At 57.7% G+C, this 14455-nt stretch carries 11 protein-coding genes; 10 read left to right on the forward strand and 1 reads right to left on the reverse strand.

The window, feature by feature from the left end; all coding sequences use genetic code 11:
• The 4 genes from cueR (at position 1) to hemC (ending at position 5964) form a co-directional block, all read left to right on the forward strand.
• Complete coding sequence (cueR, locus tag HMPREF9697_RS14985; protein WP_244597773.1) at positions 1-465, forward strand: Cu(I)-responsive transcriptional regulator; 465 nt, start codon at positions 1-3, stop codon at positions 463-465.
• A gap of 465 nt (positions 466-930) precedes the next feature.
• Entirely contained in the window at positions 931-3465 is a 2535-nt protein-coding gene (locus HMPREF9697_RS14990) for an SPW repeat domain-containing protein (protein WP_002718083.1), read from the forward strand.
• A 633-nt stretch (positions 3466-4098) separates the two neighbouring features.
• Positions 4099-4533, forward strand: coding sequence for an acyl-CoA thioesterase (locus tag HMPREF9697_RS14995; RefSeq protein ID WP_002718084.1), 435 nt, complete (start codon positions 4099-4101; stop codon positions 4531-4533).
• Between the two features lie 453 nt (positions 4534-4986).
• Entirely contained in the window at positions 4987-5964 is a 978-nt protein-coding gene (hemC, locus tag HMPREF9697_RS15000) for a hydroxymethylbilane synthase (RefSeq protein WP_002718085.1), read from the forward strand.
• Positions 5965-6722: 758 nt separating this feature from the next.
• Here hemC and HMPREF9697_RS15005 read toward each other — a convergent pair.
• Entirely contained in the window at positions 6723-7274 is a 552-nt protein-coding gene (locus HMPREF9697_RS15005; protein ID WP_009338385.1) for a cytochrome b, read from the reverse strand.
• Between the two features lie 1237 nt (positions 7275-8511).
• Here HMPREF9697_RS15005 and HMPREF9697_RS15010 point away from each other — a divergent pair.
• From HMPREF9697_RS15010 to HMPREF9697_RS15035, 6 genes are all read left to right on the forward strand, one after another.
• The gene (locus HMPREF9697_RS15010) at positions 8512-9771 is read left to right on the forward strand and encodes a sensor histidine kinase (protein ID WP_244597774.1); all 1260 of its coding nucleotides are present in this window, start codon (positions 8512-8514) and stop codon (positions 9769-9771) included.
• A gap of 580 nt (positions 9772-10351) precedes the next feature.
• Positions 10352-10990, forward strand: coding sequence for a cytochrome P460 family protein (locus HMPREF9697_RS15015; protein ID WP_002718088.1), 639 nt, complete (start codon positions 10352-10354; stop codon positions 10988-10990).
• A gap of 9 nt (positions 10991-10999) precedes the next feature.
• Positions 11000-11575 carry a cytochrome P460 family protein gene (locus HMPREF9697_RS15020; protein ID WP_002718089.1) on the forward strand — a complete coding sequence of 192 codons (576 nt, stop codon included), beginning with the start codon at positions 11000-11002 and terminating at the stop codon, positions 11573-11575.
• Between the two features lie 68 nt (positions 11576-11643).
• Positions 11644-12732 (forward strand): DUF7482 domain-containing protein, encoded by a 1089-nt coding sequence (locus HMPREF9697_RS15025; RefSeq protein ID WP_002718090.1) that lies wholly within the window; start codon positions 11644-11646, stop codon positions 12730-12732.
• 31 nt (positions 12733-12763) lie between these two features.
• Positions 12764-13378 (forward strand): acylphosphatase, encoded by a 615-nt coding sequence (locus HMPREF9697_RS15030; RefSeq protein WP_244597776.1) that lies wholly within the window; start codon positions 12764-12766, stop codon positions 13376-13378.
• A gap of 148 nt (positions 13379-13526) precedes the next feature.
• Positions 13527-14300 (forward strand): heme ABC transporter permease, encoded by a 774-nt coding sequence (locus HMPREF9697_RS15035; RefSeq protein ID WP_002718092.1) that lies wholly within the window; start codon positions 13527-13529, stop codon positions 14298-14300.
• Positions 14301-14455: the final 155 nt, after the last annotated feature.

Consider the following 14455-nt stretch of genomic DNA (forward strand, 5'->3'; position numbering starts at 1 on the left):
ATGCAATCCGATAAGGAACTCACCATCGGCGAGGTGTCCGTACTGTCCGGCCTGCCTTCCAAAACCATCCGGTACTACGAGGAAAGCGGAATCATCGAGAGTGCGCGGCGGAATGAAAATCACTACCGCACCTATTCGCAGGTCGACGTCCAAACCTTGCGTTTCGTCGCGCAGGCGCGACGCCTTGGCTTTTCGCTGAAGGACGTCGGCGAACTGCTCTCGCTTTATCGGGACCGGAACCGCGCGAGCAAGGACGTCAGGCGCATCGCACTTCGCTACCTAGCCGATCTCGATCGCAAGATCGCTCATCTAAGGGCAATCAAGAACACGATCGACGATCTCGCACGGCGATGTCAGGACAATGATCGCCCGGAGTGCCCGATCTTGGAAGAATTGGAGACTCCTGCGTTGGCTGGAAGCAGGCAACACGATCAACCGCGTGGCGCAAGCCGCAGGAGCCAGTGACGTATCGTTAGCGCGAGAAGGTGTCCCATGCCGCATTGGTTGATCGTTGTTTCGTGGGTCTCCATCATTACCGGTTTTGCGACGGCGGGAATCGTGACCTTTGACGTAATCCGCCATCCTCAGCGCATGCAGCGCGTCACTGAGACTCGAAGTGAGACTTCCCGGCACCGCCACAAGCTAGGCGCGCTCTGGCCGCGGCAGGCGCACGCGGATACGACGCCAATACCTGGGCAGACGGCAGATAATCGCATTCATAACCACACGGCATTAGAAAGTCAGTACGGCGTGATGTCGAGTGCTCCCCTCATTAGGGGAAACACGTCATGATCGGTGCAGGTGGCGTCAGCAAGGGTCGTAAAGGCTCGCTCCGATTAAAGCTCCGCGGCAGATTCCTGACCACCCCGGTGAGCAGGGACGGTCGAGGGGCAGAACCTACCGACCCGACACGAGGAGCTTGAAACTCGAATGGCAGAGCGTAAGGATACGGTCATTATCACCGGCAGTACGGGCTTCATCGGTTCGGCCGTCGTCAAGAAACTCGCCGGGCGATTCGCCCTCGTCGGACTGGATCGGGCGACCACACGCCAACCGCCATCGGCCGCCGAATGCATTTGCATCGACCTGACATCGGACGATGCGATCGCAGCCGGTCTGCAACGTGTCCGGACGGCTTATGGCACCCGCATCGCATCGGTGATTCACCTTGCCGCTTATTTCGATCTCACCGGTGAGCCGAACCCGCTTTACGATGAGATAACGGTTCGCGGCACCGCAAACCTGCTGCGCGCACTTCAGTCGTTCGAGGTCGAGCAATTCGTCTTTGCGAGTTCGATGCTGGCGCACAAAGCGGGCCGGCCGGGCGATGTGATCAGCGAGGATTCGCCGCTGGAAGCGAACCTGCCGTACCGGGCTTCAAAAATCGAGGCGGAGCGCTTGATACGCGAGCAGCACGGGCCGATCCCGGTTGTCAATATCCGGCCGGCCGGCATCTACGACGGGCTCTGCCGCAACGCTTTTCTCGCCAATCAGATTGCGCGGATTTACGAGAACAATCCGACGGGACATGTTTATCCGGGCGACCTGCGCACTGGGCAGTCCTTCCTCCACCTGGAAGACCTCACCGACGCGGTCGCGCGCCTGATCGAGCGACGCAGCGCGCTTCCCCCGGAGGTGGCGCTGCTTCTCGGCGAGCCTGAGGTTATTGGCTACGGCGATCTTCAGGCCGAGATCGGACGGCTGATCCGTGGTGAGAGTTGGGAGACCCACGAGATTCCCAAGGCCCTCGCCAAGGCAGGAGCCTGGGTTCAACAGGATGTTCTCGGCGAGGATTCCTTCATTCGGTCCTGGATGGTCGATATTGCCGATGACCACTATGCCATCAATATCAGTCGCGCCCGTCATCTCCTCGGCTGGGAGCCGGTGCATTCATTGCGCGAGACGTTGCCGCAAATGATCGAGGCGCTCAAGGCAGACCCCGCTGGCTGGTATCAGGCAAACAAGCTCAATGCCGCCAAGGTGGCAGGTGAGGGAGCAGAGGCGCATAAGCGATCCGAGGCGCTTCATGCCAATCATGAAAAGATGGAGTCAGGGCGCATGCTCGATATGGCGGGGATGAGCCGGCGGATGCTCTGGGCTCACTTTTTGGTGCTCACTCTCGGTATCTGGCTTCTCACTAGTCCGCTTCAGTTTGCGCTTTTCGATCCGGCGGCGGCCCGCGCGGTGCACGATATCACGCAGGAGCGCGGACTGTGGGAGCCCGTATTACGCAATGCGCTTACGGGGTGGAGCGACATCATATCGGGCTTGCTGCTTGTGCTCTTTGGCGCGCTTTCACTGTCGCGGCGTTTTTCCTGGGCGCAATGGGGCTCGACGGCCGTCGGTCTCTGGCTTCTGTTCGCCCCCCTTTTCTTCTGGACGCCGAGTGTCGCCGCCACCACGAACGACACGATCGTCGGCGCGCTGGCAATCGCCTTCTCGGTGCTCGTTCCGATGATGCCGGGCATGAGCCACGAAGGAATGATGGATCAGAGCACCGTTCCGCCTGGCTGGACTTATTCGCCGTCATCTTGGCTGCAACGTCTTCCGATGATCGCGCTCGGCTTCTTCGGCTTTCTTATCGCCCGCTATCTTACCGCCTACCAGCTGGGGCAGATAAACGGCGTCTGGGACCCGTTCTTCTCCGGAGGTGGTGGGAGGAACGGCGCGGAGTTCATCATAACGTCCGCGGTGTCCCGCGCCTGGCCGATTCCCGATGCCGGGCTTGGCGCCGCAGCCTATATGATCGAAGCGCTGATGGGCGCCATGGGCACCGCCACGCGTTGGCGCACGATGCCATGGATGGTGACCTTTTTCTTCATCTTGGTCGTGCCCCTCGGCGGTGTCTCGATCTTTTTCATCATCATTCAGCCGATCGTGATCGGCACCTATTGCACGCTGTGCCTGCTTGCCGCGCTCGCCATGCTGATCATGATCCCATTGGCGCTCGATGAGGTGGTCGCGATGGGCCAATACATGCAGCGAAGCGTCCGAGAGGGCCGGCCGTTCTGGCGCACTTTTTTCCAAGGCGGGCCTGAGTCGAATGGAAGCGCAGACAAGTGCGATCCGGGTTTTTCTGCCGGGCCTATGACTCAATCTGTCGCCGCGGTCCGCGGCGTCACGGTACCCTGGACACTGGCCGTGAGCTGCCTGTTCGGTGCGTGGCTGATGTTTTCGCGCCTGATATTCGGCACTGGGGAAACCATCGCAAACAACGATCATCTCGTCGGTGCATTGATCATCACGATCGCTGTCTGTGCTATGGCCGAAGTGGCGCGGCCGTTGCGGTTCCTGAATCTGTTGTTTGGGCTGTGGTTGATCGCGGCGCCGTGGCTGCTCGGTGGCGCCGGCCCAGCCTCGTCTTGGAACGACGTCGTGGTCGGGCTTGCCGTTATCGGTCTTAGCCTCCGTCGCGGAAGAAGAAGCACGGAGCACTATGGGTCGTGGGACCGATATGTCGTCTAGGCCGCTTGGGACTCGGCTTCAAACTCATGAAGCCAGAAGTGAATCAGATTTCCCGGTAGGTTCCGGTTTGGGCGTCTTTTGTAAGATCAATCTTGGGCGTCCGGGTAACGTAGGAGCAGTGATGGAAGCTGCATTGGTCTGTGCTACCGCTGAAGACCATCGCGCCGCCGCGATAGATTTTAACTAACGGGCTACGTCGTCTTCTTAATGGGTTATAGAGCCTCGCGCTAAGTGCTCTAAGTACTCGTTATCTCTCTTGGCGATGAGCACACGCTGATGTTTGCGTGTCATACATCTCTTGCTGCATTGAGAGATGAACCGTTCCTTGGAGATGAAGAACGTCGCGCTAGTCTGAGAAAAAGGATACATCGGATGCGGATTTTTTCAAGTTGACGGATTCGGTGCGTCTTGTTAGTGCGTCGGTCATGTGGGACGTCTCCTCAGCCGCAATGAATAGCGTGTAGGCTGTTAGCTCGCGGATGCCTTCAGTACGGTATTGTGCATGCATAGTGGTTCGCCATTAGAATTTTGCTTCAATAACGTCTCCGCCGATTTTTGCCAGCGGCAGTGCGCGCTTTCGCGGGCGGGCATTACCTCAACATATCAACTTAAGATAAAGGCGGGGACACTCGAATGGAGTCTGAAGTGAACTATCGCGGAGTCGTTTATCCTTGGCAATGCGACCATATGGGTCACATGAACATCATGTGGTATGTCGGCAAATTCGATGAGGCTAACTGGAATTTCCTAGCAAGATTGGGATTAAGTCCGCGATACCTCCGCGAGACCGGAAATGGCATAGGCGGCGTACAGCAAAATCTAACCTACAAGCGTGAGATGCACCCCGGCGATACGATCGAGATCAAATCCCGGCTCCTCGAAGTCCGCGACAAGACGGTCCGTTTCCTCCATGAGATGCGTAATGCAGAGACTGGCGAACTAACCGCGACTTGTGAAATGACCGCCGCTCATATGGACAGCAAGTCGCGTAAGGCGACGTCGCTTCCGTCGGAAATTCGCAATATGGCGCTACTACGTGTTCAATCCTCAGGATCGGCTACAGCCTGATAGCTCGCTTGATTTAATTGAGGACCGGTTAGGCTAGTCTTCTGCTGGGCGGGCGCGCGCAACGTCCGCGTGGACATCTTTTGGGAGCAATCGGACGATCTGAACGAACACCTGATGGCACGTCGGTAAAGCGAAGTTCACCCACGTGAACATGTTGGACCAACTGGAGCTCCGTTTTTCCGCGCAGACGGCTCTGGACAGAGCAAGATGCCAAGTCCGACAAATCATCGATGAGCGCTTGGTCGACCGTCTCGGTTGCACGTCGATGACGCACAGCGTTCCGAGACCGTAGCCGCCGGCCGAGACCAACGGAGCAGCCGCACATCCGGCTCCCCTGTTTAGTCGGATTATACAGAGGCGAGAGATCTTCCAGGACTTTGAGAAAGCTCACGCGGAGTTTAGAAGGCCCGAACAGGCGCGGGTGTGAGGCCCGCGGCCTTGAAGGGGATACTTATGGCATCGGATCGATTGCGGATCGGCACGCGCAAAAGCGCAATGGCGATCGCCCAGACTGAGGAGATCGCACGACGCCTGAAAGCCGTCGGCACCGAGGTCGAAATCGTCAAGTTCGAGACCATGGGCGATATCGACCAGGCTGGCAAGCTCTCGCCGCATGGCGGCAAAGGTGGGGCCTTCGTGGCGCAGATTCGCGAGGCAGTGCTTAACGGAAGGCTCCACGCCGCGATGCATTCGCTGAAGGACGTGCCGGGCAATGAGGACACGCCCGGGCTTGTGATCGGCGCAGCGCTCTCGCGCGATCCGCCCGGCGACGTCCTAGTGCTGCGGCCGGGCACCTCGGTCGACGAGCTCAAACGCACGCGTGGCAAGGGATTCGAGATCGGCACCAACTCCGTCCGCCGCGCGGCCTATGTGCGGCGACTGTTTCCGGAGATCGAGGTCATCCATTTCCGCGGCGCCGCCGACAGCCGCGTGCGCAAGCTTGACCAGCGCGCAAAGCAGAAGCTGCCAGATGGCGGTGCGGTGGGGCCCGCGGATGCGTTGATCATGGCGCGCTCAGGCCTCGAGCGCGTCGGGCTTAAGAGCCGGATCGCGTACGAATTTTCGATTGCCGAGATGCTGCCGGCAGTAGGGCAGGGGATCGTCGCAGTCGAATGCGCCGCGCGTGATTTCGAGACGCGCTATATCCTGTCAGCGATCGACGACGCGTCGGCCCACGCGTGCGCCGACGCCGAGCGCGAGGTGCTGTGGGTGCTCAACGGCCATTGTAACTCGCCGATTGCGGGATTTGCGGAAATCATGGGCACGGAGATGCAGCTCGCCGCATCCGTGCTCGATCATGCGGGCAGTCGCATCATCGAGGCCTCGCGTGTTGGCTGCGCAAGCCGTCCGCGCGAACTCGGCCGCGCAGTGGGAATGGAGCTGCTCGCCAGAGGCGCTGCCGAGATCATCGAGCGCGGCCGGCCGGTGTGACAGAGCATCATTGTGGAGAACGGAAGCGACGAAGCAATCCAGAGTCACAGGTGAGGCTCGGATTGCGTCGCTTCGCTCGCAATTACGGCGGCAATAGCACCGGACAACGACGAACGCCAACCGCGGCTGGTTGGCGGAACTTGCTTGGCTAATTCCCGACTAATTGGTTTGGCGCTTTGCCTTCTCAGGCTGCCCGAAGGATGTAAGAGATCAGATAGAGGCCCCGCGGCGACACGGCATCGATGAAGTCATCCTTGCCATTCATCCGCGGATCGGTTCGCTCGACGTGAAAAATGTGATACGCGATCTAACGCCCGTCCTGATGCGAACATGCTCTAATCCCGCAACAGTGATCATCGAGGGATGATCCGCGCACCGGTAGACTAAGTGAAGCGCCGCCGTTCATGTGCAGAGCGCGGACATTTGCCCTCGTAAAAGACAGCCGCGAGTTCAAATGCGGTGCTCCTCAAGATTTGGTGACCGGCGCGCACTGCAACCTCGCAATGATCCACAGGGCGGCTGACTTCAATCGCTCTCTCGATTTCAGGATGGATCTATTGTTCATCACCTCGGCCTGGCGCTTGGCGGTCGGTTGCGGGCGGCACTGGGGAGATTGCAGACCGCACGCGCCGCCCTGCAAGGTGGCATGGGCTGGACCATCGGCAAGACCAATTGTGGGTGAGCCGTCCAAGGAACTACCGTTCCTTGAAGGGCAGCGCGACATTCAGAGGGAAAACGCCTCGCCGCAGTGGCTCGGACTAATCATTCATCCGCCCGGAAGCCATCGACTGAAAGACTTCGTCGCGCAGATAGAAGTGGTGAAAGAGAGCCGCGGCTGCATGCACGCCTGCAACCCAGAGGATTGCATCGCCGAGGGTGGTGTGTATTTCCATGATCAGCTGCCCCAGTCCATGCGCCTTCGCGATCTGGGGGGCGATGTCGAATCCAGGAAGGGTGAGGGGAATCCCCTCGAGCCAGGTACCGAGCACTGCCGTTGCTGGAATCGCGATGAGGAGCGCATAAAGCGCGAAGTGGACGAGCTTCGCGGCCGCAGCCATCCATCGCGGCATCGGCTGCTTCGCGGGCGCGCTGTCGATCAGCCGCCATAGCAGCTGCAGCACGACGACAATGAAGACGAGCACCCCGAGCGCCTCGTGAATCCTGCGGAGCCCGTCCGCGGCGGCGGAATAGAGCGAATCCTGGTCGCCCTTGCTCAGCACATAGGCGGCGAGAACCAGCATGACGGTCAGCCAATGGAAGGCTTGGGCGGCGGCGCCGTAGCGAGAGGAGGTGCTGCGCAAACCGATCATCTCCGATCTTGAGCCCGCCGCAGCGGTTGATGAACGGTGGCGGCGCGTCGCCAGAGATTTGAGCGCTTGATAAGCTGGCTGGTTCCCCCGGCGCCCCTCTTACCTTATGGCGAACCCATTGCCCAGGGGTCCTCAATCGGTGTCCGAGCGTCCGGCACTCTTCGACCCGGACTGAAAGAGGGAGATGATCATCGCAGCGGCGGCGGAGATTGGGGGGCATGCGCCCGGCGAGATTGCGGGCCCGGGATACCGAACTTGGCCTGCTTCAATCGCGGCCCGACCGACCTGTCGGCCACCGGTGCGCTATCGCCGATCGCATGGGATTTGACCGTACATTCGTTCGGGCGGACCAGGCCAGTGCATGGATCGTCAGTCCTGCTGCCCGTCCGGCAATTGGCGTGCCACAGCACGGTAACCTGAAGGATCGTGACCATAGACCTGTCGGAAGGCGCGGAAGAAGCTGCTCCGGCTCGCGTAGCTCGCAGTCAAATTAGATAAATTCAGGGGCGACATTAATCGAGCAGGAGAGTGCTCTCGCAGGAAGGGGAAATGAATAAATCGAGGTTTCATTCCCGCTCGCCTGCCGGTGAGCGCGCTCGTCCGCGCTGCGGATCTGGAGCTGGTCACCGCGCATTTATGCATGATGTAACGCGTTTCCTGGAAGTGCATAACCAGTCATTATCGGTAGCATTCCCAATCCTCATTTCAGCATGTGCTCGCACTCTGGGATGGTGACATCCTGGATGCGAGACACTTCGCTCTCAATGAAAAGTCCGACGAGATCGCTCGATCACCTGGAAACTTCTCATGAGTCATCTTCAGCAATGATGTGTTCCGCAAAACCTGCGAGACCAAATTGGCCATGCCGATAAGTGTGCGGGGCGAAAGAGCCGAGGAAGAGCAAAACGCGACCTTCGCTCTTCTCGAGGCGAGAAGCCGAGAAGAACTTGCAAAGGCACTACTCGGGATCGCTCTTCATCGGTCACGAGCGTCAGCTGGGGCTGTGCTATTCAACGAGAACGGTCAGTTCGTACCGTTCGCCACGTCGAACTGGGCCGAGAATGCTGTGAGGGGTGTTCGGTTTTCCTCCTCGCGGTTTGCGTTGGACCTTGGGGCTCTTGAGCATGCTGCCAGGATGCCCGATCCCACTTCGATGAACGAAGTTCTTTCTAGGCTCGATGGCACCAGCATCGACCTTTCCGTCTTGTGGATACCTCTAAGGTATCGAGGGGACACAGTGGGTCTGATCTACCTGGAAGCGGATCGAGGCGGGAGCTTCGGAGCAGCCTCCATTGAAAGCTTCAGCGCCATCGCAATCCAGGCTGCCGCGGTTCTGACAAACTTTCGATTAACCGATGATCTCGCGCGAGAAACACGGCTAAGGCAGCACGCAGAGGCAAGTCGCGACGAAATTTATGATTCGATGCTTCGGCATCAGTGCATCGGAAAGATAGGTCATTTCAAGTTCAACCCCACGACGGGAGCGTCGATGGGTTCAAGAGAGTTTTTTCGGATATTCGGTGTCTCACCCGAGGCGGAGAAGCTCGATCTGGAAATCTGGATCGCTAAACTGCATCCGGACGATCGAGATCGTGTCGAACGCGAAACCTCCATTGCCGTCGCGACCGGGAGCACCCTTCAGCTGGAATACCGGATCATGAAAGATGGTAGGGTGCGTCATGTCTACTCGGAAGGTCATCCGGAGACGAACGGGGATGGAGATCTCCTGTATCGGGGAATCGTCATCGACCTTACAGAAGGGAAGGCCGCCGAAAGGTTGTTTGCCGAAACTCAGGCCGAGCTTTCGACCGCTTCGCGCATGGCGGCTTTGGGCGAGCTTGCCGGCTCGATCGTGCACGAGGTGAATCAACCTCTGACCGCGCTGAAAACCAGCGCGGAGGCCTGCCGCCGTTGGCTGTCAAGATATCCAGTGGAGATATCCGAGGCGGTCGAAGCCGCTAACCAGGTTGTAAACAAAAGAAAGCGGGATGTTGCGATCGTGAGTGGATTGGAAGTGCTGGCCGAGGAGGCGCAGGCAAACCTCAGCTTCATCAGGATCGACGGCGTCATTTTGGAAGTATTAGGCATGTTTCGTGACGCGTTGGAGGAGTCATCCATTTCCGTGCGTGCCGATATCGATGAAGGGTTGCCGGAGTTGAGGGGAGATCGCTTGCAGCTACAGCAGGTTGTTTTCAACCTGCTGCGAAACGTCATCGATGTGATGAAGGGTGTGCACGGCCGGCCGAGAAGGCTGGAAATATCGTGCCATGCCGACGATGTCGAAATGTTAACGGCACTTCGCGATTGCGGTGGTGGCTCAGGAACAAACACGAACGATATGAATCGTTTGTTCGATCCATTCTTCACCACAAGAGACTCTGGAATGAGTTTAGGCCTATTCAGAAGCCGGAGCATCATAGAGGCGTATCGTGGACGGATCTGGGCAGAAAGGAATGAGGATTGCGGCCTGACTATCCGGTTAGCGCTGCCGCTATGAGAAAGAGCCATGAGCGCTCAGGGCGCGTTACAGTGTTTCCGTCTGTTTGCCTGCGCAGCAATTGCTCCGGAGGGATCGAGGGGCATCCTTCATTCGAATAGAGCTTACCAAAGCTATGGTTCAGTTCGCAGCAAATCACAGACAAGCGCGCGAATCCTTCTCAGCGGATGGTTCTGCGGCTCCAACATCTCGGCGAGATGCACGAAAACAGCCGGCCCTGATCCACAAATGTGCCCGCGTACGAGCCTTCGCCAATTCTGATAAAAATTCGTGATAAAAAAGTGAATCAGCAAATCTCGCTACGGCGAGGGGTTTTTCAGCAGACTGCTAGTGAGTGCTGGACTAGGTGCACGCTCGCGACGTTGAGCGCAGAGATCGCCTCGTCGAACTGCAACATAATTGCCACCGCCTTGCAAGGCAGCAAGGTGCCCAGGCTCCGCATTCCCAATGGGCATCGACTCGATGCCCACATGTCACTTTCGCGACGCGGGGTACCTCGGTTAAGTCTGGCTGTTCCGGCCGAGGAAAGTCATTCTCATCGCCGACGCGAGCGGATCGCGGTTTGACTGGAGAAACAATCATGAAGCACAAGGTGTCAGTATTCCTTTCCAGCGTTCTTGCTGTCGGCGCGATCGCGACGGTGGCATTCGCGCAGCAACCACAGCTTCCTCCGCCGGACGACTGGCATGCAACTGGGCGCTATCTTCCGGAATACACGAGTGATGGTGCTCTCCTGCTGCCGAAAAACTTCCATGAATGGGTTTATGTTGGCTCGCCTCTGACACCAAACGTATTGAACAATGGGAAGGCAAACTTCCCGGAGTTCCACAACGTATACATCGAGCCTGGTTCCTATGAAATCTATAAGAAGACGGGCGTCTTCCCCGAAGGAACCATATTCGTCAAGGAGCTACAACTTATGCTGCCCGCCGATCGTGCGGACGGTTCGAGGCAAGAGCCCTCTGGCCGGGGATTTTTTCCGGGGCCTTTTAACGGCGCCGACGTGACCGTCAAAGACAGCAAACGGTACCCCGCGACTAATGGCTGGGGTTACTACAACTTCAACCACTTCGAGCCGAAGGCCGCCACCGCCAAAGTCAGGCCGCTGGAGGAGTGCGCGTATTGTCATATCGCTAGTGCTAAACGCGATGATGTCTGGACACAGTTTTATACCCTGCTTGATAACGTACCCGTCCCCGCCGACCAGAAAAAGAAGTAGGAGGCTGCGATGAAGATCCTCAAGTCAACGATGGCGGCTTTGTCGGCGTCAATAATTGTGATGGGCGTTGGATACCTTGTGTCACTGCCAGCGGCCAGTCAGGCCGCCTCTGGGAAAGTCCAACCCGTCGACGCGGCTGGCAATATGCGCATACCGGACAATTACCGCACAAGCTATGAATACTTGGGAAGCTGGTCTGTCGCGGGCGACGAGAAGGGTGCGAAAGAGATGCACACTGTTTACGCCTCGCCGGGAGCTGCGGAGGCTTATCGCGCTACGGGCAAGTTTCCTGATGGATCGATCTTGGTAAAAGAGGTCCAGAGCACAGCAACTGCAGTAATGACCACGGGCACCGTCAGCCATGTAGATCGTCTCAAGGGCTGGTTCATGATGGTGAAGGACAGCAAGAACAGCCACCCTGACAACAAGCTGTGGGGTAACGGCTGGGGCTGGTCCTGGTTCGATGCTGACAATCGGGTCAAGACCACCTCGAAGGATTTTCGTACTGATTGTCTGGGCTGTCACATTCCAGCCAAGGGGACTGACTGGATCTATGTCTCCGGTTATCCCGGGCTGAAGAAGTAGGTGCGAAATCGCCAAAATGGGGAGGGCCGGCCAAAGGCCGGCCATGAAAGCCAGTGATCGGAGCGATTATGAACAACCGTCTTAGGAAGTGCGTTTACGGACTGATGATGGCTCTTCTCGTATCTTTTTTCGCGACTGAGGGGAGTTCGGCGGCGGATACATCGGTCGAAAAGAGAATCACCAAGCTATTCCTCACGTCAGGCCAAGTCGATCTTGCAAAAGAAGTGGTAAGATTGCCGCTTCATCGCGGTCGCCTTTCCTCCGGAGAGACAGTTTGGTTCGTTCTCACCGACGTAAGCGATTTCGCCACTTCCAAAAAGATGGGCCTCACATGGGCGCCAAGCCTCAGTCAGGCAAAAGACCTCGCGAGCACGCGGGTTGCGGAAATGGATGAGTCCAATAACTTCGTCTTCAAATCGGGGCGAGTTGATTTCTCACCAGTTCAAACGTTGACTGCTGGAGAGACGCCAAATTTCTTCCCGCCTAGATTGGCGCGGGCCGGATCTGTCGGGGATGCGCACTACAGCCCATTGGTCCGGGTGGCAAACCGTAATGACATTGTTTTCAATGCCCCCATGATCGCCTTCAACGTCGGATCAGAGAAAATCTCGTTTTGCGGCGGCAATCCCGATTACTCGGTTGTGACCGACTCCGTGGCAAGCATCTGCCCTGACAATGGCACCGTCGACTTGAAGCTGCGCTTCGGATTTGCGGACGGCAAGCACCTGCGGTACCTCAGTTTCGACGCCAACTCCGAGGAATCAGCTGCACTCGAGGCATCTACCTTTGCGCCTGCCGAAAGCGACGTCCTCCAAAGCGGCGCAACGGAGATTATCTACACAGTCGTAAATGGTCGGACCGGGCCGAAGGATCCTGAGCGCCAAGGGCTTAACAGCGCGCTCAGTGGCGAAGGCCCTTCACTCGACATCCTTGCGCATTTCAAGGAGATCAGTGCCGGATATTCACCGATGTGGGATGTTCAACTGGCCGAGTGGGCCAAAGAGGCTGTTAAGAACAATCAACGGAAGCTGATTACTGACGGTAACGACATTGTAGCAAAAAGCGAAGCTGGCTTGTTGGTAAGCCCTGTCGGAGGTCCGGTTAAAACGACTGGAATTCTGGTGAACTGCCCAGTCGTGGGTTTCACCAACGAATGATTCTTCGACGAAGGAGATCGGCGCCAGCACCGTGAGTATTCAGGTGGATTCAAGCAATCTCACCGATCTCGACTATGTCTACGATGTATCAAGCAAGCCGCTTGGAGTTCGGCGTGGTTTTGGCGAATGCGGGCGGAGGGTCGTTCTTGCACTTGCGTCCATCCGCGAAGGGCAGTTCAGCACGCAACGTGCAGCGTGTTCTGTCGCTGTCCAGAAGGCGCTGTCTGATTCCGCGTTTTATGGGGCGTCCTTGTCCTCCGAATTAAAGGACGCACTATGGGCTAGGTTCTTCGACTGCCTGAACGGTGCGTCTGATCGCAGGTACACAAAAGAGGGAAGCCAGGATGAACGAAGAGCAAAGGGCGATGAATGCGAAACTGTCGACATTGAGTTTTCTAGTTCGATAGATGCTCGCGAAGTCATCGCTCACGCCACGTCAGAGGCTGCCGAAGCCTTCATAGCCTCGCTTCACAGAGCCACACGACGCGCGGATCGTTTCGTTGCTGGCGATGTCAGCATGTCGGGCCAATTGCACGCTACGCGCAAGAAATTCAGAAGCAGATATCTTTGCTCGTCGATCGAGCCAGAAGGCATAGCTGATCACTCAAGTGACGTAGCGTTGATAGGCGACCCAGCATTGAAATGATAACCGGTGGTTATTGGCCGAATTGCCTCAATGTAAGGTATTGTAAAGCAACGTACAGTGGCGGGTTAGAGGCGGCGTCCTCGGCACGCCGTCGATTTCCCGCAAGACCGAGCTCCGGCCCCACGGATGCACCTGAGGAGATCAGAAATTGAGGGCGTCTCTCACCGCCTACAGCAATCCGGGCAATTTCCTGCGCGTCGTAGCGCGGCTATTACCGTGGCTGTGGAGCTTGACGATTCTTGCCTTCGCGCTCGGTCTGTTCGGAACGTTCATCGCGCCGTCCGATTATCAGCAGGGCGAGACTGTACGCATTATGTACATTCACGTCCCTGCTGCTTGGGCAGCAATGCTTGCTTACACTCTAATGACCGTATCCGCGCTCGGATCTTTGGTTTGGCGTCATCCACTCGCCGATGCAGCACAGAAGGGAGCTGCGCCTCTTGGCGCTGCCTTCACGTTTATCTGCCTCGTCACCGGTTCGCTGTGGGGCAAGCCGATGTGGGGTACATATTGGGTGTGGGATGCTCGGCTCACCTCTGTGTTGGTTCTGTTCCTGGTGTATCTGGGTTTGATCGCGCTTTGGCAGACGATTGAAGATCCGAGTAAGGCGGCGCGGGCCGTGTCGGTCATGACGCTCGTAGGGTTCGTCAACATCCCAATTGTGAAATTTTCGGTGGATTGGTGGAATACCCTTCACCAACCGGCTTCCGTCTTCCGAATGGAAGGCCCGGCCATCGCCAGTTCAATGCTGTGGCCACTGATAGTTATGGCGCTCGCATATACGTTCTTGTTCGTGACTCTCCACGTAATGGCGGTCCGCAACGAAATCATGCGGCGCCGCGTCCGGCGGCTTGCGATCACACTGGCTGCGGGCGGTGAACCCACGATGGCCGGCATGCGGCCGCTCGAAGCGGCGCGCTGAGCAGATTATGGTTCAGCATGGCGGATCGATCATCGCGGCGTTTCTGGTGACGGGTATGGTCCTGGCCGGGATGATCGTGACAACCTTCATCAACTATGGTGTTCAGCTCCGTAGTTTACGTCGGCTCGCTCCCGACCGTTCGGATCGGCCCAATC

Origin of the sequence: Afipia felis ATCC 53690, assembly GCF_000314735.2 — a bacterium.
Taxonomy (GTDB): domain Bacteria; phylum Pseudomonadota; class Alphaproteobacteria; order Rhizobiales; family Xanthobacteraceae; genus Afipia; species Afipia felis.